The sequence below is a fragment of the Mycobacterium europaeum genome (genome assembly GCF_002102155.1).
GTDB classification, from domain to species: domain Bacteria; phylum Actinomycetota; class Actinomycetes; order Mycobacteriales; family Mycobacteriaceae; genus Mycobacterium; species Mycobacterium europaeum.
This window is the reverse complement of the sequence record NZ_LQOU01000042.1, coordinates 25,371-51,279: the sequence shown is the minus strand read 5'-3', so window position 1 is coordinate 51,279 and position 25,909 is coordinate 25,371. Positions and strand designations below refer to the sequence as shown.

Genomic DNA, 25,909 nt, shown 5'->3' with positions numbered 1-25,909 from the left:
TCCGGGTCACGTGGCTACCATCGCACGAGCGAAAACGGATAACTGGCGGTGCCCCCCGGTCCGCCACCGCAACCCGTGTCGAACGTGGAGTCGACCTGACCCGCCATCGTCACCGCATCCCACGAGTAAACGTCATGCGAGGGAAAGAACTGGACCACGCAGCGCACGCCGTCGGGGACGTCAACGGCCATGGTGTAGCGGCCGTTGGACAGATGTGCGTCCGACCTCCAGGGCGCCGCCTGCCCGTTGGGTTGCGGAATCGCTTGGATGCTCAGGCATTCCGGTCCTTGATCGTATCGGCACGGCCGAATCGCCCAAATCCAACTGTGGCCGGGGTCCCGGTTGGTGTCCACCCGGTAGTTGCCGACCTGGATGTCGGCATGGGCGGTCGGCGTGACAGTCAGCGCGGCCGTGGCGAGCGCAAGGCCTACTGCGAACGTCTTCACCGATGCGTCTCCCGTCTCTGCGCACGCGCCTGGCCTGAATATAGAGCGCGGCCACGCTGAACAGGCGTACTCGGGAAAATTGGGGCGGTCAATGGACGGCTTTCTCTGCATGGCGACGCCGCAGGTCAGTCGATGACGGCGGCTTCCTTGCGTTCGGTGATCGGCCTGGCGAGTTCCTGTTCGTCGCAGATGCGTTGCAGCTTCTCCAGCGTCTCGTCCAGCCCGGCCCCGATCTTGCGGCCGGGGGTGAAGGTGGCCGGCAGCTTGCGCATGCCCTGGATGACGCCGATGGTCTCGTAGTGGACGGTGCCTTCGGGGTCGCAGCGGTAGTCCGGCATCCGGTCGAGCACCGCGGTGAGCATGGACTTGAACACGGTGCGAGCCACGTTTGACCCGGCGCACCGGTGGACGCCGAGCCCGAAGCTGAAGTGCCGGTTGCCTTTACGGTCCAGGACGATCTCGTCGGGATCGTGGAACACCGCGGGGTCGCGGTTGGCCATCGCCCACGAGATCCACAGCCGCTCGCCCTCTTTGAAGCGGGTGCCGTCGAGCTCGACGTCGTCGGAGAACGTCCGACCGTCGCCGGGGGCCGGTGTGAAGTAGCGCAAGAACTCCTCGGTCGCGGGGTCGAGCAGCGCCTTGCGTTCCCTGCTGAGCAGGTCGCGCTGTTCGGGATGCCCGGAAAGCCACTCCAACGAATGGGCGGTCAGGGCGGTCGTGGTGTCGAACCCGCCGCCGATGACCAGGCCGAGGTTGCCCAGGATCTCCAAGTCCGGCGCCGGCTCCCCGTCGATGCGCATCTGCAGCAGGGCATTGACGATTCCCGGCCGCGGATGCTGGCGGATCTCGAGCATGTTGTTCACCATGTCGAGGCCCATCTGCTTGTGCATTTCGGTGACGCGCTCGATATCGGGGGAGTGTTCGGGCGTGTACACCGCGGCGTGGACCGGCTCGCTGTACATCTTCCACTTCTTCAGCGGGATGCCCATCATCGCCAACGTCAGCACGGCCGGGACGATGTTGGCCAGGTCGTCGACGAAGTCGATGCTGCCGCCCTCGATCTTTTCGTCGAGGCACGCGCGCGTCACGTCGTCGATGAACGGCTCCCAGCGCTTGACCGCGGCCGGCGACAGATACGGGTTGAGCACTGTGCGGTAGATGCGGTGCTCGGGGTCGTCCATCTCCAGGATGCCGCCGCGCACCGCGCTGATGCGGCTGGCGGTGGGGATCGAAATGCCTTTGTAGCCACGCCGTTCGCCGTTGATGTCGTGATCGTTGGAGACGGCGGGGCAGCGGGCCAGCTCGAAGACCTCGTGGCTGCCGGCCGCCACCCAATGGCCGCCATAGGTCTCACTCCACGCCATCGGGCACTTGGTGTGCATCTCCTTGGTGATCGCCTCGAACTGTGACCGGTACTCCGCGGAATGGCGATCGAAGTGGTACTGGTTCTTTTTGCGGTCGCTGTCGCTGACGACGTCGTCGACACTCAAAGCTCTGTCTCCCTGCGTATTTCGTCGGTCAGTACCGGGGTGCCCGTTCAGGCGTCTTCGGTGATGATGATGGCCTGCTCCGGGCAGGATTGGGCGGCTTCACGAACCTGGTCCTGCCGATCGGCGGGCACCACTTCGTCGACCGCGGACGAACTGCCGTCGATGTCGCTGAGCTGAAACGACTCCGGCGCGATCATCGCGCACAGGGTGTGGCCCTGACAGCGTTCGGGATCGACCCAGACCTTCACGGTTGTCTCCTTGCGGTGGTTCGGTGTGGACTCGAATTGGCGGCTTCTCAGTTGTGGTAGTCGTACCACTTCAGGTAGCCGCCGGCGTCGACGCGCAACTGCATGCCGGTGACGTACCTGGCCTCGTCGGAGGCCAACCACAGCACGGCGTTGCTGATGTCTTCCGGCTCGACATAGGGAATCCTCATGGCCTGTTGCACGCCGAACACGGGCTCGGCGTCCGCCCGGGTCGGGTGTTCGAGGTCCGGCCGGAACGAGCGGTACATCGGCTCGCTCTGCAGCATGGCGGTGTTGGTGTTCGTGGGGTGCACGACGTTGGCGCGAATGCCCAACGGCGCCAGCTCGGTTGCCAGGTCGTGCACGTAGTGCGCGATCGCGCGCTTGGAGTGCACGTAGGCCATGCCACCCGGATCGTTACCCGGGGCGTCCTTCTTGGCCGTATCCATCAGCGCCGCAGTGGATCCGGTGGCGATGATCGAGGCGCCGGCCCGCAGGTACGGCAACGCGACCTGGATGGCGTTGACGGTGCCGATCAGGTTGGTGTCGATCACGTCGCACCACGCCTGCACCGGCGGCTCGCCCTTCATGCCGGCGACCCCGGCCTGCGCGACCACGATGTCGAGGTGGCGGAACTCGGCGAGCCCGGTGTCCAGCGCGTCGCGCAGTTGGGCGGCGTCGCGCACGTCGGCGCGGGCGGTCACCACGGCCTGGCCGGTCTTCTCGACGAGCCGGGCGGTCTCGTCGAGATCCTCGGGCGCGGCCATCGCGTAGCCGATGGTGTCGATGTCGCAGCACAGGTCGACGGCGATGATGTCGGCGCCTTCCTCGGCCAGTCGCACCGCGTGGCTGCGGCCCTGGCCGCGCGCCGCGCCGGTGACGAAGGCGACCTTGCCCCGTACGCGCCCGTGTGCGCCGTCCGCCACCGCTTCTCCTTCCAATTGGCCGCCGAAGACCGTCGAGGGTCGCGACGTTTCAGGTGTTGCGACCGCCGTTGACGCCCAACAACTGACCGGTGATGTAGCCGGCCTCGTCGGACACCAGGAAGGCGCAGGCCGCCGCGATGTCTTCCGGCTTACCCATCCGGCGCACCGGGGTCCGCGCGATGGTCTCGTCGATGTCGCCCAGGAAGCCGTTCTCCGCCGCGGCGCGCAGCATCGGGGTGTCGATGAAACCCGGCGGCACCGCGTTGACCGTGATGCCGGCGGGGCCGTACTCGAGCGCCAGCGATTTGGTGAGCCCGTTGACCGCCGACTTGGCCGCCACGTAATGGCTCATGTAGGGCGCGCCGGAATGCGTGCTCGACGAAGAGATGTTGACGATCCGCCCCCACTTGGCCTCGATCATGTCGGGCAGCACCGCCTGGATGGTGTGGAAGACCCCGTTGAGGTTGACGTCGATCACCCGCTGCCAGTCCTCGAACGTGATGTTGGTGAAGCGCTTGAATCCGTCCAGGCCCGCGGCGTTGACGAGGACCGTGACGGGGCCCAACCGGGAGCGGATCGCCGCGAAGGCGGCATCCACCTGCGACCGGTCGGTGACGTCGGCGGTGAAGGAGTGGTCGTCGTCCGACGGCCGGAGGTCGATCGTGGCGACGTCGAGGCCGTCGGCGCGCAACCGTTGCGCGACGGCAAGGCCGATGCCGGATCCGCCACCGGTGACCACCGCAGTCTTCACGTTGATGCCTCTTACTCCACGGGTGACCGTCTCAGTCACAAAGAATCACGCTTACAATTATGAGAACCCTACTCTCACGCCGGAGCGGGTGGCAACCTCGCCGGGAAACCCCGCGCGGCCTGCGTCGCGGCAGTCGGTGCACCACCCCATCGGCGGTTGTGGCGCTGGTCAGCGGCCCGCTCTCATTCCTGACAATTTCTTGAATTATCGAGACGCGAATGTAAGATTCGCCGGGGAAGAGAACCGAATTATCGCGACCGTCACCACATTAGGGGGTACGGAATGGCTGCCCAGGACACGGCAGAGCCCGCCGCGGATGCCGCGCCTGAGTCACACGCCGACCGCCGGCTGTTGATCGGTGGCCGGCTGGTCACCGCCGACACCACATTCCCGTCGATCAATCCCGCCACCGGCGCGGTCATCGGGCATGCGCCGGACGCCGGCGCCGCCGAGGCCGCGGCGGCGATCGAAGCGGCCCGGGATGCGTTCGATGCCACCAGCTGGCCGACCGACGTCGAGTTGCGCATCCGCTGCCTCGATCAGCTGCATCAGGCGCTGGTCGACCACGCCGACGAGCTGCGCGAGCTGACCATCGCCGAGGTCGGCGCCACCCGGGCGCTGACGCACGGCGCCCAGCTCGACGAGCCGATCGGCATCGTGCGCTACTACGCCGATCTGCTGCGCACCTACCAGTTCTCCGAGGACCTCGGGGAGAGGCAGTCGCGCGGCATGCTCCACCACCGCTGGGTGGAAAAGGAAGCCGCCGGCGTGGTCGCGGCGATCATCGCCTACAACTATCCGAACCAGCTGGCGTTGGCGAAGCTCGCCCCCGCGCTGGCCGCCGGGTGCACCGTGGTCCTCAAGGGTGCGCCGGACACACCGTTGGTCACGTTGGCGCTCGGTGAGCTCATCGCCGAGCACACCGACATCCCCGACGGCGTGGTGAACGTGCTCAGCTCCTCGGGACCCGCGGCGGGGGAGGCGCTGACCACCAGCCCCGACGTCGACGTCGTCACGTTCACCGGATCAACGGCCGTCGGGCGCAAGATCATGGCCGCCGCGAGCGGGACGGTCAAGCGGGTGTTCCTGGAACTGGGTGGCAAGTCGGCCGCCGTCATGCTCGACGACGCCGACTTCGTCGCCGCGGCGACGTTCGCGGCGTTCAGCATGGTGACCCACGCGGGGCAGGGCTGCGCCCTGACATCGCGGCTGCTGGTCCCGAGGTCGCACCACGACGAAATCGTCGAGCTGATCGCGCAGAACTTCGCCCACGTCCGCCACGGCGACCCCGCGGATCCGAAAACCTACATGGGCCCGCTGATCAACGAGCGCCAGCGGGACAAGGTCGACGGCCTGGTCCAGCGGGCCGTCGCCGCGGGCGCGACGCTGGTCACCGGGGGCAGGCGGCTGGATCCGGGCTACTTCTATGCACCGACGTTGCTCACCGACGTCGATCCCGACAGCGAGATCGCGCAGGAGGAGATCTTCGGCCCGGTGCTCGTCGTGATCGCGTTCGACGATGACGACGATGCGGTGCGCATCGCCAACAACTCGATCTACGGACTCGCGGGCGCCGTCTTCAGCCGCGACGAGGACCGGGCGCTCGCGGTGGCGCGCCGGATCCGGGCCGGCTCGTTCTCCATCAACGGCGGCAACTACTTCGGTGCGGACAGCCCGTTCGGGGGATTCAAGCAGTCGGGGGTGGGCCGCGAAATGGGTGTGGCCGGGCTGGAGGAGTTCCTGGAGAGCAAGACTTATGCAGTTCCAGCGGCGGGGGCCCCGGCGTGAGGCCGCTCGAGGGCATCCGCGTCCTGGAGGTCGCGATGTACGGGTTCGTCCCGTCGGCCGGCGCCGTGCTCGCCGAGTGGGGCGCCGACGTCGTCAAGGTCGAACACGCGGTAACCGGGGACCCGCAGCGCGGTCTGCGGCAGACCGGCATGCTGCGCGTCGAGGGCGACCCCAACCCCAACATCGAACACGCGAACCGCGGCAAGCGCAGCATCGGCCTGGACATGTCGGTGCCGGAGGGCAAGGAGGTGCTCTACGAGCTGGCCCGACGGTCGGATGTCTTTCTCACCAGCTTCCTGCCCGGCGCCCGCCAGAAGTTCGGGATCGACATCGACGACATCCGGGCGGTGAACCCGAACATCGTCTACGCGCGCGGAAGCGCGCTCGGCCCGCGCGGCGAGGAGGCCGGCAGGGGCGGCTACGACATGACCGCCTTCTGGTGCCGGGCCGGGACCGCCGCGACCATCACGCCGGCGGGGATGCCGGGGATGATCGCGCCGCCCGGACCCGCGTACGGCGACACCATCTCCGGCACCAATCTCGCGGGTGGCATCGCGGCGGCCCTGCTGAAACGGGAACGCACCGGCGAACCGTCCATCGTCGACGTGTCGCTGCTGGGCAGCGGGCTGTGGTCGATGGGACACACGGTCGCGCTCACAAAGCATTTGGGCCAGCGATTGGAAGCGCCGCCGCCGGGGGTGCACGGCGCCCCGAACAACCCCTTGGTGGGCCTGTACACGACGTCCGACGGGCGCTACATCTCCTTCGTGATGATGCAGCCCACCAAGTTCTGGGCCGACGTGTGCCGGCACGTCGACCTACCGGAGCTGGCCGAGGACCCGCGCTTCGAAACGGTGGAGAAGATCGCCGCCAACACGGCGGATGCGGTCGAGCTCCTGACCAAGGCCATCGCAACCCGCACGCTGGCCGAGTGGAGCGAGCGCTTCGCCACGCTGGCGGGGCCGTGGGCGCCCGTCCAGGACACCCTGCAGGCCGCCGACGACGCGCAGGTTCGGGCGAACGAGTACATGGTGCACGCCGGCGAGCTCGACCTGGTCGCGAACCCGGTCCAGTTCGATGTCGCGGCGCCGCAAACGGGGCCGGCGCCCGGATTCGCCGAGCAGACGGACGAGATCTTGATGGAACTCGGACTCGACTGGGACCGCATCATCGAACTCAAGACGGCCGGCGCCGTCACCTAGGACCGGAGATCTCGTCGATGTTCGAGGCGACCGTCGCGGCTGCGGCGACACATTGGCCCCGACTAAGCGGACTGCTGATTGCTTGTCGGATAACGGTTATGCGTTTTCCATTCCGTCCGGACCCGGCATGAGTCATAATCGCCGGACGCTTCAAGACATGGGGCCCCACGTTTTGGAGCGTCAACTCACGCAACAGAATGGAGGGCCCGGCGTGAGGATGGACAACGCCGTCCCGCCCGAGGCAGATGCCGGATTCCGGCCGCGCACAGGGCGTTTCGTCGTCGCCAGCGCGCCGTCGTGGCCGTCGTCTCAGCCAAATCTACAGCAGTCAATAGGCGGGAACAAGACCGTCGGTCTCGTAACTCAGGAAAGGGTTTGAGGCCGATGGCGACTGGAGGAGCAGACCGCTGGTCCGCGGGATTGCCCCAGCTGAGGCTGAAATGGGACCTGTCGGGACCCATGCAGGCCGTCGGGGCCTTGTTCGCGATGTCGGCCGACGCGGTGAAGTTCGCGTTCCGCCGGCCGTTCCAGTGGCGGGAGTTCTTGGAGCAGTCCTGGTTTGTCGCGCGGGTGTCGCTGGCTCCCACCCTGTTGGTGGCCATCCCGTTCACCGTCCTGGTCAGCTTCACGCTGAACATCCTGTTGCGCGAACTGGGCGCGGCGGACCTCTCCGGTGCGGGTGCCGCGTTCGGTGCGGTCACCCAGCTCGGACCGCTGGTCACGGTCTTGATCGTGGCGGGCGCGGGTGCCACGGCAATGTGTGCGGACCTGGGGGCGCGAACGATTCGTGAAGAGATCGACGCGATGGAGGTGCTGGGCATCAACCCGGTGCAGCGGTTGGTCACACCGCGCATGCTGGCTTCCGGGTTGGTCGCCTTCCTGCTCAACAGCCTGGTGGTCATCATCGGCGTCCTGGGCGGCTACGTCTTCTCGGTGTTCGTCCAAGACGTCAATCCCGGCGCGTTCGCCGCCGGTATCACGTTGCTCACCGGGGTGCCCGAGGTGATCATTTCGTGCATCAAGGCAGCGCTTTTCGGGCTCATCGCAGGCTTGGTCGCCTGCTATCGGGGCCTGTCGATCAGCGGCGGCGGCGCCAAGGCCGTCGGCAACGCGGTGAACGAAACCGTGGTTTATGCCTTCATGTCCCTGTTTGTCGTCAACGTGGTCGTCACCGCGATCGGCATCAAGATGACGGCGAAGTAGGGGCTGGCAATGGCGCTGAGGGCCACATATCCGCGGTTGATCCGCGAATTCGAGAGGCCGGTCGCCTTGATGGGCCGGATCGGCGACCACACCATCTTCTACGGCAAAGCGCTCGCCGGAGTGCCCTTCGCCGCTACCCGCTACACGCGCGAAGTCGTTCGACTCGTTGCCGAGATCAGCATGGGCGCGGGCACTTTGGCGATGATCGGCGGAACCGTGGTGATCGTGGGCTTCCTGACGCTGGCGGCGGGCGGCACACTGGCTATCCAGGGTTACACCTCGCTGGGCAACATCGGCATCGAGGCGCTGACGGGCTTCTTGGCCGCGTTCATCAATGTGCGCATCGCGGCGCCGGTGGTCGCGGGGATCGGTCTGGCCGCCACCTTCGGCGCCGGGGTGACCGCCCAGCTGGGTGCCATGCGGATCAACGAAGAGGTCGATGCCTTGGAGAGCATGGCAATTCGGCCGGTCGCCTACCTGGTGAGCACCAGGATCCTGGCGGGAATGATGGCCATCACGCCGTTGTACAGCATCGCCGTCATCCTGTCGTTCGTGGCCAGTCAGTTCACCACGACGTTCTTGCTCGGGCAGTCGCAGGGCTTGTACCAGCACTACTTCAACACGTTCTTGAACCCGATCGACTTGTTGTGGTCGTTTCTGCAGGCCATCCTGATGGCGCTCACCATCCTGCTCATCCACACCTACTACGGTTACTTCGCTTCGGGGGGCCCGGCCGGTGTCGGCAATGCGACCGGCAACGCGGTGCGCACCTCGCTGATCGTCGTGGTGTCGGTAACGCTGCTGGTCTCGCTGTCTATCTACGGTACGAACGGCAACTTCAACCTGTCCGGTTAGCGAAGGAGGTGGAACGGCAGTGACGCAGAGTGTGCCAGCGGGTCGCGCGGTCGCCGGGCGACCGCCGCGCGCCGGCCATGCGCACCCGCCGGCCGGACGGAACTATCTGCCGCCCGTGCTCGGGCTGCTCACGGTCGTCATCATCGGCTTGATCTTCGCGTTGGCGGTGGGCCTGTTTCAGGGCTCGTTCACCGAAACCGTTCCGGTGACCGTGATCTCGCAACGCGCCGGCCTTGTCATGAACTCGGACGCCAAGGTCAAGATGCGCGGCGTGCAGGTGGGCAAGGTCGCCTCGGTCGAATCACTGCCCAACGGGCAAGCGGCCATCCACCTGGCGATGGACCCGTCGCAATTGCGCTTCATTCCCAGCAACGTGCTCGTCGACATCGCGTCATCGACGGTATTCGGTGCGAAGTCCGTCCAGCTGGTCGAACCTGCCCAACCCTCGGCCCAGCGGCTGCACGGCGGTCAGACGCTGCAGGGCCAGCACGTCATGGTCGAAATCAACACGGTGTTCCAGGAATTGGTGTCGGTCCTGGCGCACATCGACCCGCCGAAGCTCAACGAGTCGTTGGGTGCGCTCGCACAAGCGTTCAGTGGGCGGGGCCCGCAGCTTGGCCAGTCGCTGAGCGACCTGGATTCGTTTCTGGCCAAGCTGGAGCCGAGCCTTCCGGCTTTCCGGCATGACCTCTCGGTGTTACCGGTGGTGTCCAACGCCTACGCCGACGCGGCGCCGAACCTGGTGAAGACCGCGGCCAACGCGACCCGCATCAGCAAGACGATCGTCGATGAGCAACACAACCTGGATGCGTTGCTGATCAGCGCGATCGGCCTGGCCGACATCGGCAACGACGTGTTGTCGACCAACCGCCAACGGCTCACGGATGCGCTGCATCTGCTGGTGCCGACCACCGATCTGACCAATGAGTACCACGAGGTTTTCACCTGCGGATTCGGTGGCCTGATCAATATCGCGCACGGTCCGCCGTTGTCGGAACCGAGCATCAACATCTCGGCGAGCCTCACCTGGGGCGGCGAACGCTACCGGTATCCGACGAACCTGCCCAAGGTTGCGGCGACCGGCGGCCCGCAGTGCATGGGCCTGCCGAACCTGCCGTTCAACACGCATCCGAAGCAATTCATCACCGATATCGGCGCCGACCCGGTGGGGTACGGAAACCCACAGCTGCTGATCAACTCCGATCTCCTCAAACAGCTGTTGTACGGACCGATCGCCGGGCCGCCACGTAACTCCGCCCAGGTGGGGATGCCCGGATGAGAACGCGCGCCACGCTGATCAAGTTCGCGATCTTTGCGGTCGTGATGGCGATGCTGACCGCCTTCCTGTTCTTCATCTTCGGCCAATACCGGACCGGTGCGACCAACGGGTATTCGGCGGTCTTCACCGATGTGTCGCGCCTCAAGGCGGGGCAGTCGGTGCGGGTCGCCGGCATCCGGGTCGGCACCGTCGACAGCGTTTCGCTGCAGCCGGACAAGAAGGTCGTGGTGAAGTTCGACGCGGACCGCAGCGTCGTCCTCACCGAGGGCACCAGGGCGGCGGTCCGTTACCTGAACTTGGTGGGCGACCGCTACCTCGAACTCGTCGATGGTCCTGGCTCGACGAAGCATCTGCCGGCCGGGGGTCAGATTCCGGTCAGCCACACAGCGCCGGCGCTCGACCTCGATCTGCTGCTCGGCGGGCTGAAACCGGTTACCCAGGGCCTGAATGCGCGTGACGTCAACGCGCTGACATCCGGGTTGTTGCAGGTCTTCCAGGGGCAGGGCGGGACGCTGGAGTCGCTGTTCGCCAAGACGACGTCGTTCTCAAACACCTTGGCCGACCACGATCAAACGGTGCAGCAGCTGATCGACAACCTCAACATCGTGATCGGCACGATCTCCAAGGACGGCACCAAGTTCTCCGGCGCGATCGACCGCCTCGAGCGGCTCGTCAGCGGGCTGTCGGACGACCGCAACACCATCGGCTCCGCCATCGACGCCCTGGACAGGGGAACCGCCTCGCTGGCGGATCTGCTGAGCAGCGCGCGGCCGCCGCTGTCCGGCACCATAGACCAGTTGAATCGGCTGGCGCCGATCCTCGATAACGACAAGGACCGCCTCGACGCCGCAATCGGGAAGGCACCAAAGAACTACCGGAAGCTGGTCCGACTCGGCGCGGACGGCGCCACCATCCCGTACTACCTGTGCCAGTTGGAACTGCGCGGCACCGATCTTCAGGGCAGGACAGTGAAAGCCCCGATATTCAGGTCAGACGCTGGAAGGTGTACGGAACCCTGATGCTCAAGTATCGCGGAGCTGGGCTCGTCAAGGCGGGACTCATCGGCGTCGTCCTGGCGGTGATGGTCATCCTCGTCGGCCTGTCGCCCGACCGGTTCATCGCATGGGCGACGATGGTCAGGTACCAGGCGCTGTTTACCGAAGCCGGCGGCCTTGCGGCGGGCAACCCGGTCATCGTGTCGGGCGTGAAGGTCGGCACGGTGTCGGATGTGAAGTTGCATCACGGCGATGCTCTGGTGACCTTCGCGATGAAGGGCAACGTCCTGCTCGGGTCGGAGACTTCCGCGCACATTCGCACCGGCACGCTGTTGGGCGAGCGGATGCTGACGGTGGAGTCCGCAGGCAGCGGCACGTTGCACCCGATGGCGCTCATTCCGGTCTCGCGCACGTCTTCGCCGTACTCGCTGACGGAAGCGGTCAGCGACCTGACAACCGACACTGCCGGAACGAACACCACGGCGCTGAACCAGTCGTTGGACACGTTGTCGGCGACGCTGGACCAGATCGCGCCGCAAATGGGGCCGGCCTTCGACGCGCTCACCCGGTTGTCGCGCAGCCTCAATAGCCGCAACAAGAACCTGGGCGAGCTGTTCAAGAGCGCAGGCGACGTCACCGGCGTTCTCTCCGAACGCAGCCAGCAGGTCAACAAACTCATCCTCAACTCCGACTCTCTGCTCCAAGTGCTGGTGGCGCGCCGGCAGGAGGTGGTGGACCTGCTGGCCAACACGTCGGCGGTGGCCAAACAGTTGACGGCACTGGTGCACGAAAACGAAAGCAAGCTGGCGCCGACGCTTCAGCGGCTGAATTCGGTGACCGCCATGCTGCAAAAGAATCGCGACAACATCAGCAAAGCGCTGACGGGCCTGAAGAAATTTCAGATCACGGTCGGCGAGGGCATCTCCAGCATGTACGCCTATCAGGCCTTCGTCCCGAACTTCCTTGCCCCGCAACTCTTCCAACCGATCATCGATTACCTCTGGGGATTCCGCACCTTCGACACCTCGAAGGGTCCTGGCCACCCTTCACCGTTGCCGCGGTCGCTGACTCCCTGGCCGTACAACGGTATTCCGGTGTGCCCTGGCTGCACGTTGGGTGGCAGGGTCGGAGGATCGCAATGACCTCCCGGATTCCCCGTAACAGGGTGATGGCCGTGGCGGCGGTTGTCCTGGTCGGGCTCATCGTGGCCGGCGCCGCCGTGCTCGTCCGCAATGCGGTCTTCGGCCCGAAGACGATCACCGCCTACTTCACCACGGCCACCGCGATCTATCCCAACGACGAGGTGCGCGTGTCGGGTGTCAAGGTCGGCAACATCAAATCCATTCAGCCGCAAGGCACCCAGGCCAAGATGACCCTGAAGGTCGACCGCGATGTGCCGATTCCGGCGGACGCGAAGGCGGTGATCGTCGCCCCCAACCTGGTGGCCTCCCGCTACGTTCAGCTCTCGCCGGCTTATCGAGATAGTGGACCGGTCATGCGCGACGGGGGGGTGATCCCGGTCGAACGGACCGCAGTGCCGGTCGAGTGGGACGAGGTCAAGACCCAGTTGATGCGGCTGGCAACGGAATTGGGGCCAAAGAGTGGCGTCTCGGGCACGTCGGTGGGCCGGTTCATCGACAGCGCCGCCAACGCGCTCGACGGCAACGGCGACAAGCTGCGCCAAACCCTCGGTCAACTGTCGGGGGTGGGCCGCATCCTCGCCAACGGCAGCGGCAACATCGTCGACATCATCAAGAACCTGCAGACCTTCGTCGGCGCGCTGCGCGACAGCAACGTCCAGATCGTGCAGTTCAACGACCGCCTGGCCACGCTCACCAGTGTGGTCAACGACAGCAAATCCGAACTGGACGCGGCGCTGACCGACCTGTCGACGGCGGTCGGCGAGGTGCAGCGCTTCATCGCCGGGACGCGCAACCAGACCAGCGAGCAGATTGCCCGGTTGGCCGATGTCACGCAGGTCCTGGTCGATCAGCACATGGACCTGGAGAACATCCTGCACGCGGCGCCGAACGCGCTCGGCAACTTCTTCAACGACTACAACGCCGACACCGGAACCATCGTCGGCGGGTTCGGGATCATGAACTTCGCGAACCCCACGTTCTCGGGTTTGATGGTTCCCCTGCCCGTGCCGGGCTGCACGGCGCTCGGCGCCATCGAGAACGTCACCGCGGTGGAATCGGGCAAGCTGTGCTCGCTGTTCCTCGGTCCGGGTTTGCGGGTGCTCAACTTCAACAACCTGCCGATCCCCATCAACATCTTCCTGCAGAAGTCGGTCGATCCGTCCAACATCCTCTACAGCGAACCGCGCCTGGCACCCGGCGGCGAGGGCCCGAAGCCCGGACCGCCCGAGATCCCGCCCGCGGTGTCGGCCTACACCGGCTTGCCCGGCGATCCGGTCGGACCGCCGGGGGCGGTGCCGCCCGCGCGGATACCGGGCGCGGCGATGCCGCTGCCGCCGCCGCCGAGCACCCCGGAGGTGCCACCACCGCCCCCAGCGCAGAGCACGTCGGGCATGCTGCTGCCGGCCGACGGGCCCCAACAATGATCGCCGGGGTAGCGGCGCGTCGGGTGTTCGCCGTGGGCTGTTGCGTGGTGGTGACGGCAACGGGGTGTGCCTTCCACGGCCTGAATTCACTACCGCTGCCCGGCGCGGTCGGACGCGGGCCGGGCGCCAACATCTACCACGTCGAGCTGCCGAATGTCGGCACGATGGAGTCGAATTCGCCGGTGATGATCGACGATGTCGTCGTCGGGAGTGTCGGCACGATGAGGGTTAAAGGCTGGCACGCCGACGTCGAGATCTCGGTGAAGCGCGATGTCGTCGTGCCGGCCAACGTGGTGGCCACCGTCGGTCAGACCAGCCTGCTGGGGTCGATGCACGTGGAGCTCAATACTCCGCTCGGCCAGCAGGGCAGCGGCCGGCTGCAGCCGGGCGCCACCATCCCGCTCAGCCGGTCGTCGGCCTATCCGTCGACCGAGCAGACGCTGTCGTCGTTGGGGGCGGTCGTCAATGGCGGCGGGCTCGGACAGATCGGGGAGATCATCCACAATTTCTCCGCCGCGCTGTCGGGGCGCGAGGGCGCCGTGCGCGATCTGATCACCCGCCTCGACACGTTCGTGGGAACGCTGGACGACCAGCGCGACAACCTCGTCGACTCCATCGAGGCGCTGAACCGGCTTGCCGGCACGTTCGCCGACCAGCGCGACGTTCTCACCCAGGCGCTGCAGAAGATTCCACCCGCGCTCGATGTGCTGATCAAGGAGCGGCCGCGGTTGACGGCCGCGCTGGACAAACTGCGCGTCTTCAGCAACACCGCCACCCGGTTGGTCAACGACTCCCAGGCCGACTTGGTCAAGAACCTCAAGAACTTGGAGCCGACCATCCGCGCGCTCGCCGACGTCGGGCCCGAACTCGGGACGGCGGTGGCGGCGGGATTCGTGTTCCCGTTCACCCAGAACTTCGTCGACCGGGCGGTCCGGGGCGACTACTTCAACCTGCACGTCGATCTGGACTTGTCGATTCCACGGCTCAAGCGGGGACTGATGCTGGGGACCCACTGGGGGCAGCTGGACCAGCCGTTGGTACCGGCACCCGGGGACCCGTATTACCTGCAATACACCCACGATCCGATGCATGACCCGGTGCGGCCGCCGTGGGTCGACCCGGCGAGCCTCCCTCCGCTGCCCGGGCCTCCGCCGGGTGCGGCCCCGCTGCCGGGACCGCCGCCGACCGCGGCCCCGCAGTCCGACGCGGGTGTTGGTCAAAGCACGCCGCCCGCAACGGCACCGACGGAAGGTGGCGGGTAGATGCTGACGCGCTTCGTCCGGATCCAGCTGGCGATTTTCGCGATCGCCGGGACCATCGGGGTGATCGCGATGGTCCTCTTCTACATCCAGGCACCGACCCTGCTGGGGATCGGTCGGATGACGGTGACGCTGGAGCTGCCGGCCACCGGCGGCCTGTACCGGTTCTCCAACGTCACCTACCGTGGGGTTCAGCTCGGTAAGGTCACGTCGATCGGCCTGACGCCGACCGGTGCGAAAGCGACTCTGTCGCTTAGCACTTCACCGAAGGTCCCCGCGGACCTGACGGCGGAGGTGCTCAGTGTCTCCGCGGTGGGTGAGCAGTACGTGGACTTACGGCCCAAAAACGATTCGCCGCCCTACCTGCACGACGGTTCGGTAATCGCCGCGCGCGACACCACCATTCCGCAGCCGGTCGGGCCGATGCTCGACCAGCTCAATGCCCTGGTCCAAAGCATCCCGAAGACCAAACTCGGCCAGTTGCTCGACGAGTCATTCCAGGGCTTCAACGGTTCCGGTTACGACCTCGGGTCGCTGCTCGATTCGTCACAGACGTTGTCCCGCGACGCCAACGGCGTCGTCGACCGCACCAAGGCCCTCACCGAAGACACTGGGCCACTTTTGGATACGCAGGCGCGCACCACCGATTCGATCAGGAAGTGGGCACGCAGTTTTGCCGGCATCTCGGATGTGCTGGTGAACAATGATTCCCACTTCCGCACCATCCTGCAGAACGGCCCTGAGGCCGCCAACGAAGCGTCCCGGCTTCTCGAACAAATCAAACCGACGCTGCCGGTGCTGCTGGCCAACCTGACCACGATCGGTCAGATCGGCGTCACGTACCACCCCTCGCTGGAGCAGCTGCTGGTGTTGCTGCCGTCGGCGGTTGCCATCGAGCAGGCAGCCGCGGCGCCGAACCACCCCGAGGGCACGGCCCAGGGTGACTTCGCGCTCACGATCGACGACCCGCCGATCTGCACGGTCGGCTTCATGCCACCCAACACCTGGCGATCCCCGGACGACCTCACCGACATCGACACACCCGACGGGTTGTATTGCAAACTCCCGCAGGATTCGCCGATCGGCGTTCGCGGTGCCCGCAACTACCCGTGTATGGGTCACCCGGGCAAGCGCGCGCCCACCGTAGAAATCTGCAACAGCGACAAGCCGTACATGCCTTTGGCGATGAAGCAGCACGTTCTCGGTCCCTACCCACTTGACCCCAACCTGCTCGCCCAGGGCGTCCCGCCCGACGACCGGGTGACCGTCAACGACAGGATCTTCGGCCCGGTCGAGGGAACCCCGCTGCCGCCGGGGGCGGTGCCGCGCGGCTCGCCGGCGGGGCCTCGGGGAGAGAATCCGCCACCGGGCACGGTGGGAGCGGCCGTCCCGCCCGTGCCGTCGTCGGGACCGCCTCCGCTGGCGCCGATGTCGAGAATGTCGGCCGACCTCCCGCCCATAGCGCCACTGGACGTCCCGGCAGCCGGGGAGCTTCCCGCTCCACCGGCCGCGCCCGCGGCGCCCATTCCGGCCGATGCCGCGCCCCCCGACGCGGCCGGGGGCGGCGGCCCGCAGGCGGCACCGAGCGCATTGCGCGGCGGGGCCGGTAAGCCAGCGCCGTCCGTCACCATCGCCCGGTACGACCCGCGTACGGGTCGCTATGTCGGTCCGGACGGCAAGTTGTACCAGCAGTCGGATCTCGTTGCCCCGAAGGCGCCCAAGACGTGGCAGGACATGCTTCCGACCTGAAATCGCTGCGCGGCGACCGCCGCAAAGCGAGATAGGTAAGTGAGTGGGAGCGCCCGGTCAGCCGATTTTGTCCAGGCGTAACGGCATCGCGATATCAAGCCACTGGTTTTGCCCGCAGGCACCGGAAGGGCCGACCGTCTTGTCTTTTCCGGCGTAGGTCGACGACCCGAGCTGATATCCGCCGTATTCGTTCACCGGGTAGAAGTAATAGGTCTGCTGCCCGGTGAACGCGGTGCCGTCCTCGCACCGCTCCCAGTCCCGCACTTCGCGTTTGACCTTCCACATCTCCCCGTCATTCATGTACAGGGGAGCGCTCCATCCCTGGTCGCTGGTCACCGTGCCGTGGCATTCCTGAAACGTGACGCACGTCGAGCTGATCGTCCAGGTCTGGACGACGGTCGGCTCGCCGTAGTACTGATCGTTCCGCTGGGCCCAATCGCCGATCGACGTGGCGCGGAACGTTCCGTTGACGGCCACTTCTTCCTTGGTCGTTGCCCGCGCCATGGATGCCGTGCTCAAACCGCCGAATACGGTGGCGGCGACCAGCGTAACGGCGGTGAGTGGTCGAATCGAACGCATCAGGTGCTCCTCCGCCCGCATTAATCAACCGACATTGTTATGCGGCTTGCGGCTTTTCGTGCAATGAGATTAACACCGCGTCGGCTCCGACAAAATGCCGATTGAACCAAAAACCGCAAGCGGTCACGACAGCGGATCCAGTCTCGAGATCAGCCAGGAACCCCTGACTTTCACCACCGTCACCCGGGCGCTGTTCGCGGTTGTCTGCGGTTCTGGCTTCTCCCTGCTTGTCGCGGTCTGGTTGATGAATACCAGCACGACGGCTGAATCCGGGTGCAACTCCGAAACGGCGGCCCGAATAACCTGGGCTGTCTCCGTGACGTGCTTCTGCTGTGCCAGCACGGCGATCTGTTCGGTGAATTTGGTGTAGTAGGCGAGGAAATTACCGGTGAGATAAGACTTCGCCCGGGAAAAATCGCGGTCCAGGTTGTCGGGAGAGTACGACAGCACCGCGACGGAACCCTCTGACGCCGCCTGGACCGCCCGGTGCGCCACCGCTTCGGAAACCTGCTGATCCGGTCGGTACAGAACGACGTACAGCACGGCGGCGACGCCCACCGCGGCAACGACCAACACCGTCGCCAGCATCGAACGCCAGCTGGCCACACACCGGCCGATCCGGCGCTTGGCTCTGCCCTGCCCCGGCGAAGCGGGTGCCGACCCCGCCTCCTCGGACGGCGCCGTGTCCGCGCCGTCCAGCGACGATTCGTGCTCGAGACTCATTGCAGGAAATCGACTTTCGACATTTTGAGCTGACCACCGTCCCGTGCGAGGACAACGCTGATCCGCCACACGACGGGTGGTCGATGCGTGTTGTCCGCATTGGTGACATCGGATTTCGCCGCGACAAGCACGACCGCCGAATTGTCGCTCATCGACTCGACCGCAACGGCTTCGACGGTGGCCTTGCTGCTGACCTTCGAATCCTCGGTCTGCTTGGCCATGATGGCCGACATCGCAGACATCTGGGCCTTGAAGTCACCCGTGGACCCGTCGATGATGCGCTGGTAGTCGTCCCTGGCATGGTTGGCATCGATCGACATCAGCGCCGTGACCCGTTGCCGGGCTGCGGCGGTGAACTCCGCCGCGAGCTGTTGTTTGTGCACGGTGGAACGGTGCTGCCACACCATGTAACCGCTCGCTGCCAGCGAACCGGAGGCGAGCACGACGCCGACGCCGGCGGCAACGGTTTTCCGCGCCGGGCGCCGGAGCCACCGTGGCCGCCCCGGCAACCGCAGTCGTGCCCGGATCGAGCGTGCGGGGCGCTGCTCGGCAGCGTGGGAGGCGTCGTCGTCGGCGTCCGCGCGCAGCCTGGCGAGGCGTGCCCGAGCCGCCTCGGCGCGCGCTTCGGCCTCGGCGACTTCCTCTTCGGTGTCCACGTCCGACACTGGCGCCATGTCGCCGGTGCCCGCCCCTGGGCGCGGCCGCGATTCGTCGGCATCGGCCACGTCCGCCGGGCCGTCACACTGGTCGGCGCCAGGCCGTTCCGGGTCGCGCACGGAGAAGGAGCTTATCACTTCGGACCGGCCCCAACGGCGTCATCGGCCACCGACCTTGCGCCCCCGACATGCGGAAATGCGCACTCGCCAAGGGGGCCGGGCGGGGTGGCGCCGGGGCGGCGCGGCGCCGATCGCTTCTGGTTCGGGTGATCTTCTCCAACGAGGAGAATTTTCTTTTCGGGTGTGGCAAAGTAATCGGGTGCGATTCCTCGTGGCAATGGCTGCCGCGTTGGTCGGCGCCGGCGTGCTGGCCGCGCCGCCGTCGCTTGCCGGGCCGACCGTTTGCGACTACCCCGCCTGCACCCCGGGCATCATGCCGCATCAGGTCCTGGGCGCGCCGTGCGAGAACACCACCTACTACGCCTTCGGTGTCGCCGACGGATACGTTTCGTTCGCATCGGAGCCCGGACGGCTGATGTTCTGCGGCTCCCCCAGGAGATACCAGCCGCGGTGGTTCCGGTCACCGCCGATGGCGGGCGTCAAGGAGGAAGGCGCCAGCTGCCAGAATTACCAGAACTACGTCGCGCAGGCGCCCGACGGCCTTTTCCTCATCTGTTTCGCCCACGACGGCGTCATGACCTGGGTCCGCGCCGATACCTAGCCATCACTCGTGGCCTTCGCGAGGCAGACCGAGCAGGCGCCGGCTCAAATCGGTAACCCGGTCGAGCAATGTCTCGTCGTCGATGTCGGCAACCAGCGGGTGCATGACCGCCGTGCTGAGCGCGCCGGAGAACATGGCCGCCTCGATCCGCCCGTCCAGGCCCGCATCGCTCAGCAGCACCCGGTACAGACGGTCCATGAAAACCTGAAACGGCTTGTGCTCGGCCAGCAATCGGACGACGACGGGGTCGAATTGCAGTGTGCGGACCAACCGGCGGTCGCGAACGGCCATCTCGACCACCCGCACCAATAAGGCATCTCGCGCCTGGGGCCCGTCGTCGTATGCCTCGGCCTCCTCGAGGGCCGGCTCCAGCCGGCCGAGCTCGCGCTCGGTAACCGCGATGACGATCTGCTCTTTCGTCCGAAATTGATGGTAGACAGCGGCTTTCGTTATGCCGACGGCATCGGCGATCATCTGCAGCGACGTGCCGCTGACACCGTGTGCGGCGAACAGTTCCAACGCGGCATCGAGCACCCGGGTCCGGGCCGCGCTGTGCTCGATCAGCCGGAATTGGCCACCGGCGACCTGTTGCCGTGCTGTTCCCACCCACCGAGACTAGACGATGCTCTTGACCGGGGCTAGCCGATCGGCTAGCTTCGCTCACTAGCCGGGTGCGGGTGGCGATTCGTGCGGGGAATGCGGGGAAGGGGTACCGATGTCCGTCGACGGAAGCGGTGCAGACGATCGCCCAGCTGCGCAAGCCCCGTCGCGGCGCACCGACGGCGAGCTGATCCTGTTGTGGACGTTGCCAGCGGCACTGGTCCTCTGGATCGCCGGGTTCCTCCTGTTTCCGGGCTTCAACCCGCCGATGTCACCGACGATGCCCGCGGAACAGGTCGCGGCGTTCTATCGCGACCCGGCGCACCTTCCGGAGATCCGGTACAGCATGATCCTGTTCAACTGGTTCGGCGTCTGCCTGGTGCCGATCCTGGCCCTGATCGTCTTGCAGATCCGCAGGATGGCGCACCGGACACCGATCTTCTCCTACGCGATGCTCGGGTGCGTGGCCGGCGGCCCGACACTATTTCTCGTCGCGAACGTGTGCTGGCTGCTGGCCGCCTTCCGCCCCGAACGCAGCCCCGAGTTGACCCAGTTGCTCAACGACCTCGCCTGGATCACCTTCACGATCCTGGTTCCGTTCCTGATCGGGGAAAGCGTGATTCTCTCCCTGGCAATCTATTTCGACGACCAACCGCGCCCGGTATTCAACCGCTGGGTCGCGCACTTCAACCTTCTCGTAGCGGCCGCGCTGGTGCCCGCGGCGTTCGTCGGCGTCGCCTTGACGGGACCGCTGGCCTGGGACGGCTTGTTGTCCTTCTGGGTGAAGAACATCGCCATCGCCGCCTGGATCGTCGTGATGGGCGTGGTGCTGGGCCGGACCATCTATCGCGAGCGGGCCGAAAGCCGAGGACGGAGAACGGAACTGGTCGAGGCATGAGCGCGGTGATCACGCCGTCGCCGGCCACCGTCCCGTCGGGACCCCTGCATCAGCGAATCGGCTGGCACTTGCGCCGCGGTCCCAAGCGCGAGCTCTGGCTGGCCTGGGGGATACTCGTCGTCTTCTACAACGTCTTCTTCCCGGTGTTCTTCATCGTGGCACGAGTCCAGCCGCCGCCGCAGCCCACCTGGGACCTCGCGGCGCAGGTGCACTGGTTCCACGAGCGCCACCTCGGGATACCGGTTGGCTTTGGCGTCATCTTCGCCATCAGCGGCATGATCGCGATCAACAACGCCCTGATCGCGTACTCGATGCGGCGCATGTCGGTCAGCCCGGCGTTCGCGTATTCATATCTGATCATCTACTCGCTCAGCGCCGTTCCCGGCATGCTGCTGCTCAACATCGCGCTGATGGTCGGGACGCTGCGGCCCGGGCGCGACCCCGAAGCCGTCGGCTGGCTCTACGACTTCGCCTTCTTGTCGTTCGACGGAACCATGGGCGTGTTCCTGATCGGCTCGCTGATCTGGATGGTCGCGATCCTGCTCGACAAGAACCGGGTATTCCCCAAGTGGTTCGGCTATCTCAACCTGTGCAACGCGCTCACCGAGGTCGTGGTGGCACCGTGCTGGATCTTCCGGCGCGGCGTGCTGGCCTGGAATGGCCAGATCGCCTGGTGGCTGGACATGGTCGTGTTCGGCATCTATCAAGTCACGTTCATCGTCATGCTGTTTCGGATGATCCGGCGCGACGACCTCGGCACCGGCCCGCTGTCCGGCTTGGCCCGCACCCGGGCGGCCGCGTGATGACCGACCTGGCCGACGACGACGCACCCGCCAGGTCTGTGCCCGGGCAGCCCGACATGTGGGCCTTCGTGCTGTTCGAAACCTTGATATTCACCGCCTATTTCGGCTTCTACCTGTTCTACCGCGCCCAAAGTCCCGAACTCTTCCTGCGTTCCCAGGCGCAGCTCGACCTGCGCATCGGGGTTTGCAACACCCTCGTCCTGCTGTTGAGCTCGTGGTCGGTGGCGCGGTGCGTCCAGTCCGCCCGCGCCGGCGCCTACCGGGCCGCGCTGCGAGACGTGTTCGTCACGGCCGCATTCGCCGCGGTATTCCTGTTCTTCAAGGTGTTCGAATGGGTCCGGTTGGTCCGCATGGGAAACGGGTTGGACAGCAACGACTTCTTCACCTACTACTTCTTTCTCACCGGAATCCATTTCGTGCACCTGCTGATCGGCTTCGTCGCCCTGGGCGTGGTCGTGTACCAGCTGCGCGGTGCGGCGCGACGGGAGCAGGAGATTGTCGAGACCTGTGCGACCTACTGGCACACCGTTGATTTCCTCTGGGTGCTCATTTTCGCGTTGCTGTACGTGGTGAGGTGACCGGGATGAAGTTCAACAAGCGGTTGCTGGTGGTATGGCTGATCCTGGCGTCGCTGACGCTGGCCTACCTGTGGATAGACCATTCCGCCGGTGTGTCGCCGAGATCCAGCGCGATCGTCACGTCGAGCGTCGTCGTGATCGCACTCATCAAGGTGCGCATCATCTTTCGCGAGTTCATGGAGGTCCGCAACGCCCCCGTAGCGCTGTGCAGGTTGACCGACGCGTGGGTGATCGTGATGGCCGCCGCCCTGCTGGGCTGCTACTTCGTCGGCGCGGCGGCCTGATTCAGGCGACCGGCGCCACCGCGTCCGCGGTGGTGAACGTCAGGTGCAGTTCGCTCAACCCGCGCAGGATGTACGTCGGCTCGTAGGTGTAGCGCCGGTCGGCGCTGGGCCCGTGGTGGGCTTCGTCGATCTCGATGTGCGCCATCCGGTCCAACAGGCGCTCGATCGAGACGCGGCCCTCGACCCGGGCGAGCGGTCCGCCGGGGCACGAGTGGACGCCGCGGGCGAAGGCCATGTGCTCGCGCACGTTTCGCCGGTGCAGGTCGAACTCGTGCGGGTTCTCGAACCGGCGCGGGTCGCGGTTGGCCGCACCCGGAAGGACCATCACCACGGTGCCGGCCGGGATCTCGACCCCGCCAATGGTCGTCTTCTTGACGGCCAGCCGCGAATCGCTCTTGACGGGACTCTCCATCCGCAGCGATTCCTCGATGAAGCCGGGAATGAGGCTGCGGTCCTCCCGCAGCTCCTGCTGGATGTCGGGTCGGTCCCCGAGCGCCTGCAGCGCGGCGCTGAGCAGCTTCGCCGTGGTCTCCTGGCCGGCGGCGAAGAGGAACGTGGCCGAGCGGACCACCTCGATGACCGGCGGCGTCGAGCCGTCGGGGTACTTCGCCGACGCCAGCGAGGTCAAGACGTCGTTACGCGGCTCGCGTCGCCGGTCCTCGATGTAGTTGCAGAACTTCTCGTCGAGCCACTCCAGCGGGTTGATACCGACGGACTCGTGGTCCAGCGCGCCCACCCGCGCCTCGGGACGGTCGGCGCCCAACACCTTGCGGAACTCCTTGTGGTCGGATTCCGGCACGCCCAGTAGGTCGGCGATCACCAACGTGGCGAACGGCTTTGAGTACTCGGCGATGAACTCGCACTCGCCGTTGTGCAGAAACTCGTCGAGCTGACGGTCGGCGAGGCGCCACATGAACTCCTCGTTCTGCTTGAGCCGGCTCGGGGTCAGCAGCTTGCTCAGCACCGACCGGGCCTTGGTGTGGTCCGGCGGATCCATGGTGACCATGTGCTCGTTCATCGGGAAATAGCTGCGGTGCCGGTCGATCAGCGCGCTGATGTCGTCGCCCTCGGGCGCAAACGGCAGCGGGGGGAACGGACCGCCGAGCGCGACGATGTTGGAGAACGTCTCGGGGTCCTTGTAGACCTCGCAGGCTTCGTCGTATCCGGTGACGGCGACGACCCCGTGGTGGGGCAGGCGCAGCACCGGGTTCTGGCTGCGCAGGTAGTCGAAGTAGGGGTGCGGATCGGGAACCAGGGACGGATCGGTGAAGAAGTCGATCGAGTCGTAGTCACTCATTGGCTGTGCGTCTCCCTGGGCTGGGTTTACCGGTGGGGTTCGTCGGCATGCGGAACCGCCCCCGTTTCGAGAATCTGCTGAGCACCTGCTTAGCACGGCGGTAATGTCGTGGTCAAGGTCGCAACGCCTTGCCGCGATACGATTTCCGTGGTCGGCACGCGAGCGGCAGGGACGGAGTAGCGGGATGACATCGGTCCGCAGGATCGGGGCGCCGGACGCGAAGAATCGCGGTCTGCTGCTCGACGCGGCCGAGCAGCTGATGCTCGACGAGGGCTATGCCGCAGTCACGTCGCGCCGCCTCGCGAACAAGGCGGGGCTGAAGCCCCAACTGGTGCACTATTACTTCCGCACCATGGAGGAGCTGTTCCTCGAGGTGTTCCGCCGCCGCGGTGAGGAAGCGCTCGCGGTGCATGCGCAGTTGATGAAGTCGCCGCAGCCGCTGTGGGCGCTGTGGCGATTCGGCACCGATCCCGCGTTCACGCGGATTTCGATGGAATTCATGGCGCTGGCCAACCACCGCAAGGAGTTGCGGGCCGAAATCGCTTACTACGCCGAACGTTTGCGCGAAGAGGAAAGACAAGCGGTGACGGCCGCCTTGCAGCGGTACGGAGTGGCCAGAGAAGAGATGCCGCCGGTGGTGGTTACCGTGCTCATGTCCAGCTTGTCGAGATTCCTGGTCCTCGAGCGGGCGATCGGCATGTCCAGCGGCCACGCCGAAACCGTGCAATTAGTCGAACATCACTTGCGGCGCCTGGAAGGCGAGCCGCAGCCGATCGATGGTGTGCCGCAGACCTGGGTTGTTCACCAGTTGCGCAGCGAACAGAGCACGCCCTTGGGGCCGTCCTTGGATACGACCACGGCGCCGTCGACCGCCAGATCGCAGTGAAGCCCCGGCGTGCCGGGTTCCGTACCCGTGCTCGCCACGACCATCGCGTAATCGTCGGGGTTCGACATGTCCAGGTCGAAGCTCCACGGCGTGCCGGGGCCGAGGTCGACATCGACGTGCGGCGTGAACGAGTAAGGGTTGTGGCTGTAATCGGAGAATTTCTCCGGCTGGTGGTCCAGGTAGTAGATGTCGGTGTAGATCGGATTCTTCGCCGTCACGGTGTATTTGACGTGATGCATGACCGGGTCGTCGGCCCGGGCATGGCCGGCGCTCACGAATGACGCGGTCGCACCCACCAGCAGCACCGACAACGTCGCCGCGCCCGCCAGTCTGGCCCTCATTTCGCTCCTCCGGAGGCCCGTCGCGCACTCATGGTGCGGTTCATCACCCGTTCCGCGGCTCGCCAGTGCGCGTCGGCAACCCACAGCCGCGCAAAGGATGCTATCGCTTCGTCCGCCGAAGCTCCGTTGATTACGCGCTTGATCTCGGTCGCCGGGTGGCGAGCCAGCGACCTCGCGATGGATTGCCAGCCCTGGTCGAACGAGGCGCGTGGCAACACCCGGTCCACCAAGCCGATGCGCTCGGCCTCGTCCGCGGTGAGGGCGGTTCCGGTGCCGGCCAGCAACAGCGCACGGCTCTTTCCGACCAGCTCGGCCAACCGCTCGGCGCCGCCCCAGGCCGGCATGATCTCCAGCTCGACCTGATTGAACGCGATCTTGACGTCGTCGGCCGCCACCCGGATGTCGGCCGCGACGGCGACCTCGGCGCCGCCACCGAAGGCGTGACCGTTGAGCGCGGCGATCACCGGAGCGGGGAAGCCGGCGAGCTGATCGCAGATCGCCCGCATCCGTTTGGCCATCGCCGCGGCATCCTCTTCGGTGCGCAGCGCGCGCAGCTCCTTGAGGTCGCCGCCGGACACGAAAGCCCGATCACCCGCGCCCTTGATCACCAGGGTCTTGGCGCCCGCCGCCGCATCGAGTGCCTTTTCCAGCTGCTGCATGGTGTCCAGGGCGATGGCGTTGCGCGCGTGAGGCCGATCGATGGTGAGCACCGCCAGCCCGTCGTCGATCTCGAGGTCCACCATGCGTCATCGCTCCTTGGACGAGAACAGACGATATCGGCATTTGTCT

Annotated in this window: 28 protein-coding genes; 16 read left to right on the top strand and 12 right to left on the bottom strand. The window is 66.2% G+C overall.

Annotated features, from left to right (window positions below):
- Window positions 1–14: 14 nt before the first annotated feature.
- The 5 genes from AWC03_RS19650 to AWC03_RS19630 all read right to left on the bottom strand — a co-directional run bounded on the left by AWC03_RS19650 (window position 15) and on the right by AWC03_RS19630 (window position 3,858).
- Window positions 15–446, bottom strand: coding sequence for a hypothetical protein (locus AWC03_RS19650; RefSeq protein ID WP_085242383.1), 432 nt, complete (start codon window positions 444–446; stop codon window positions 15–17).
- Window positions 447–571: 125 nt separating this feature from the next.
- Window positions 572–1,936: a cytochrome P450 gene (locus AWC03_RS19645; RefSeq protein WP_085242382.1), complete on the bottom strand. Its 1,365-nt coding sequence runs from the start codon at window positions 1,934–1,936 to the stop codon at window positions 572–574.
- Window positions 1,937–1,983: 47 nt separating this feature from the next.
- Window positions 1,984–2,184 carry a ferredoxin gene (locus AWC03_RS19640; RefSeq protein WP_085242381.1) on the bottom strand — a complete coding sequence of 67 codons (201 nt, stop codon included), beginning with the start codon at window positions 2,182–2,184 and terminating at the stop codon, window positions 1,984–1,986.
- A 47-nt stretch (window positions 2,185–2,231) separates the two neighbouring features.
- On the bottom strand, window positions 2,232–3,107 hold the full coding sequence (locus AWC03_RS19635) for a mycofactocin-coupled SDR family oxidoreductase (protein WP_085242380.1): 876 nt from the start codon (window positions 3,105–3,107) through the stop codon (window positions 2,232–2,234).
- Window positions 3,108–3,156: 49 nt separating this feature from the next.
- Window positions 3,157–3,858 (bottom strand): SDR family NAD(P)-dependent oxidoreductase, encoded by a 702-nt coding sequence (locus tag AWC03_RS19630; RefSeq protein WP_085242379.1) that lies wholly within the window; start codon window positions 3,856–3,858, stop codon window positions 3,157–3,159.
- A gap of 282 nt (window positions 3,859–4,140) precedes the next feature.
- On the opposite strand from AWC03_RS19630, the gene AWC03_RS19625 reads away from it, so the two are divergent.
- The 10 genes from AWC03_RS19625 to AWC03_RS19575 all read left to right on the top strand — a co-directional run bounded on the left by AWC03_RS19625 (window position 4,141) and on the right by AWC03_RS19575 (window position 16,754).
- Window positions 4,141–5,646: an aldehyde dehydrogenase family protein gene (locus AWC03_RS19625; protein ID WP_085242378.1), complete on the top strand. Its 1,506-nt coding sequence runs from the start codon at window positions 4,141–4,143 to the stop codon at window positions 5,644–5,646.
- Complete coding sequence (locus AWC03_RS19620) at window positions 5,643–6,848, top strand: CaiB/BaiF CoA transferase family protein (RefSeq protein WP_085242377.1); 1,206 nt, start codon at window positions 5,643–5,645, stop codon at window positions 6,846–6,848. Before AWC03_RS19625 ends, AWC03_RS19620 begins: the two co-directional genes overlap by 4 nt.
- Window positions 6,849–7,232: 384 nt before the next feature.
- The gene (locus AWC03_RS19610; protein WP_085242375.1) at window positions 7,233–8,051 is read left to right on the top strand and encodes an MlaE family ABC transporter permease; all 819 of its coding nucleotides are present in this window, start codon (window positions 7,233–7,235) and stop codon (window positions 8,049–8,051) included.
- Between the two features lie 9 nt (window positions 8,052–8,060).
- Complete coding sequence (locus AWC03_RS19605; protein ID WP_085242374.1) at window positions 8,061–8,906, top strand: ABC transporter permease; 846 nt, start codon at window positions 8,061–8,063, stop codon at window positions 8,904–8,906.
- A 19-nt stretch (window positions 8,907–8,925) separates the two neighbouring features.
- Entirely contained in the window at window positions 8,926–10,185 is a 1,260-nt protein-coding gene (locus tag AWC03_RS19600; RefSeq protein ID WP_085242373.1) for an MCE family protein, read from the top strand.
- Entirely contained in the window at window positions 10,182–11,204 is a 1,023-nt protein-coding gene (locus tag AWC03_RS19595) for an MCE family protein (protein WP_085242372.1), read from the top strand. Before AWC03_RS19600 ends, AWC03_RS19595 begins: the two co-directional genes overlap by 4 nt.
- On the top strand, window positions 11,204–12,322 hold the full coding sequence (locus AWC03_RS19590) for an MCE family protein (protein WP_085242449.1): 1,119 nt from the start codon (window positions 11,204–11,206) through the stop codon (window positions 12,320–12,322). Before AWC03_RS19595 ends, AWC03_RS19590 begins: the two co-directional genes overlap by 1 nt.
- On the top strand, window positions 12,319–13,746 hold the full coding sequence (locus AWC03_RS19585) for an MCE family protein (RefSeq protein WP_141659128.1): 1,428 nt from the start codon (window positions 12,319–12,321) through the stop codon (window positions 13,744–13,746). Before AWC03_RS19590 ends, AWC03_RS19585 begins: the two co-directional genes overlap by 4 nt.
- Window positions 13,743–15,008, top strand: coding sequence for an MCE family protein (locus AWC03_RS19580; RefSeq protein ID WP_085242370.1), 1,266 nt, complete (start codon window positions 13,743–13,745; stop codon window positions 15,006–15,008). Before AWC03_RS19585 ends, AWC03_RS19580 begins: the two co-directional genes overlap by 4 nt.
- Complete coding sequence (locus AWC03_RS19575) at window positions 15,009–16,754, top strand: MCE family protein (protein WP_085242369.1); 1,746 nt, start codon at window positions 15,009–15,011, stop codon at window positions 16,752–16,754.
- Between the two features lie 57 nt (window positions 16,755–16,811).
- Here AWC03_RS19575 and AWC03_RS19570 read toward each other — a convergent pair whose 3' ends face one another.
- From AWC03_RS19570 to AWC03_RS19560, 3 genes are all read right to left on the bottom strand, one after another.
- Window positions 16,812–17,333: an Rv2253/PknI dimerization domain-containing protein gene (locus tag AWC03_RS19570; protein WP_085242448.1), complete on the bottom strand. Its 522-nt coding sequence runs from the start codon at window positions 17,331–17,333 to the stop codon at window positions 16,812–16,814.
- A gap of 123 nt (window positions 17,334–17,456) precedes the next feature.
- On the bottom strand, window positions 17,457–18,056 hold the full coding sequence (locus tag AWC03_RS19565; protein ID WP_085242368.1) for a hypothetical protein: 600 nt from the start codon (window positions 18,054–18,056) through the stop codon (window positions 17,457–17,459).
- Entirely contained in the window at window positions 18,053–18,730 is a 678-nt protein-coding gene (locus tag AWC03_RS19560) for a hypothetical protein (protein ID WP_085242447.1), read from the bottom strand. Before AWC03_RS19560 ends, AWC03_RS19565 begins: the two co-directional genes overlap by 4 nt.
- A 319-nt stretch (window positions 18,731–19,049) precedes the next feature.
- On the opposite strand from AWC03_RS19560, the gene AWC03_RS19555 reads away from it, so the two are divergent.
- Window positions 19,050–19,433, top strand: a complete 384-nt coding sequence (locus AWC03_RS19555; protein ID WP_208859369.1) for a hypothetical protein — start codon at window positions 19,050–19,052, stop codon at window positions 19,431–19,433.
- A 3-nt stretch (window positions 19,434–19,436) separates the two neighbouring features.
- Here AWC03_RS19555 and AWC03_RS19550 read toward each other — a convergent pair whose 3' ends face one another.
- Window positions 19,437–20,039 carry a TetR/AcrR family transcriptional regulator gene (locus AWC03_RS19550; protein WP_085242367.1) on the bottom strand — a complete coding sequence of 201 codons (603 nt, stop codon included), beginning with the start codon at window positions 20,037–20,039 and terminating at the stop codon, window positions 19,437–19,439.
- A 109-nt stretch (window positions 20,040–20,148) separates the two neighbouring features.
- On the opposite strand from AWC03_RS19550, the gene AWC03_RS19545 reads away from it, so the two are divergent.
- From AWC03_RS19545 to AWC03_RS19530, 4 genes are read left to right on the top strand one after another with little or no spacing between them, the layout of a single operon-like run.
- Entirely contained in the window at window positions 20,149–20,931 is a 783-nt protein-coding gene (locus AWC03_RS19545) for a hypothetical protein (protein WP_085242366.1), read from the top strand.
- Window positions 20,928–21,734, top strand: coding sequence for a hypothetical protein (locus tag AWC03_RS19540; RefSeq protein WP_085242365.1), 807 nt, complete (start codon window positions 20,928–20,930; stop codon window positions 21,732–21,734). Before AWC03_RS19545 ends, AWC03_RS19540 begins: the two co-directional genes overlap by 4 nt.
- A complete protein-coding gene (locus tag AWC03_RS19535; RefSeq protein ID WP_085242364.1) occupies window positions 21,734–22,312 on the top strand; it encodes a cytochrome c oxidase subunit 3 family protein in 579 nt (192 codons plus the stop codon). The genes AWC03_RS19540 and AWC03_RS19535 overlap by 1 nt, the downstream gene beginning before the upstream one ends.
- Before the next feature lie 5 nt (window positions 22,313–22,317).
- Window positions 22,318–22,596 (top strand): cytochrome C oxidase subunit IV family protein, encoded by a 279-nt coding sequence (locus AWC03_RS19530; protein ID WP_085242445.1) that lies wholly within the window; start codon window positions 22,318–22,320, stop codon window positions 22,594–22,596.
- Window position 22,597: 1 nt separating this feature from the next.
- Here AWC03_RS19530 and AWC03_RS19525 read toward each other — a convergent pair whose 3' ends face one another.
- Window positions 22,598–23,893, bottom strand: a complete 1,296-nt coding sequence (locus AWC03_RS19525; protein ID WP_085242363.1) for a cytochrome P450 — start codon at window positions 23,891–23,893, stop codon at window positions 22,598–22,600.
- Between the two features lie 184 nt (window positions 23,894–24,077).
- Here AWC03_RS19525 and AWC03_RS19520 point away from each other — a divergent pair, with 184 nt between their 5' ends.
- A complete protein-coding gene (locus AWC03_RS19520) occupies window positions 24,078–24,779 on the top strand; it encodes a TetR/AcrR family transcriptional regulator (protein WP_085242362.1) in 702 nt (233 codons plus the stop codon).
- Here the strand turns inward: AWC03_RS19520 and AWC03_RS19515 are convergent.
- Both AWC03_RS19515 and AWC03_RS19510 read right to left on the bottom strand, forming a co-directional pair.
- Complete coding sequence (locus tag AWC03_RS19515) at window positions 24,695–25,120, bottom strand: hypothetical protein (protein ID WP_167542622.1); 426 nt, start codon at window positions 25,118–25,120, stop codon at window positions 24,695–24,697. The two genes, AWC03_RS19520 and AWC03_RS19515, sit on opposite strands and share 85 nt — an antisense overlap.
- Window positions 25,117–25,863: an enoyl-CoA hydratase/isomerase family protein gene (locus tag AWC03_RS19510; RefSeq protein WP_085242361.1), complete on the bottom strand. Its 747-nt coding sequence runs from the start codon at window positions 25,861–25,863 to the stop codon at window positions 25,117–25,119. Before AWC03_RS19510 ends, AWC03_RS19515 begins: the two co-directional genes overlap by 4 nt.
- Between the last annotated feature and the right edge of the window lie 46 nt (window positions 25,864–25,909).